General features: G+C 69.3%; 1 pseudogene. It reads left to right on the forward strand.

Annotated features, from left to right (window positions below):
* Positions 1 to 339 (forward strand): annotated as a pseudogene (locus U873_RS0134125) (peptidylprolyl isomerase); the annotation flags it as partial.

Consider the following 339-nt stretch of genomic DNA (forward strand, 5'->3'; position numbering starts at 1 on the left):
CGGTGGCGCGCCTGGGCAACCAGCAAGTGGCGGCCGAAGAGCTCAAGAGCCTGTTCGCCGGCTTGCCCGAGGTGTCCCGCGAGGAGTTGCGGGGCAATCGCCCGGCCCTGGAGGCGTGGATCCGTTCACGCCTGGCACAAAAGGCCGTGCTGGAGCAGGCCGATGCCCAGGGCTGGCGCCAGCGCCCTGAGGTGGAGCTGCAGACCCGTGCCGCCACCGAGCAGATCGTCTTTCGCGACTACCTGCAATCGGTCAGCCAGGTGCCGGCGGACTACCCCAGCGCCACGGAACTGCAACAGGCCTATGACAGCGGCAAATCGGCGTGGCTGACCCCGCCGC

The organism is Pseudomonas sp. PH1b (assembly GCF_000633395.1).
Classification (GTDB): domain Bacteria; phylum Pseudomonadota; class Gammaproteobacteria; order Pseudomonadales; family Pseudomonadaceae; genus Aquipseudomonas.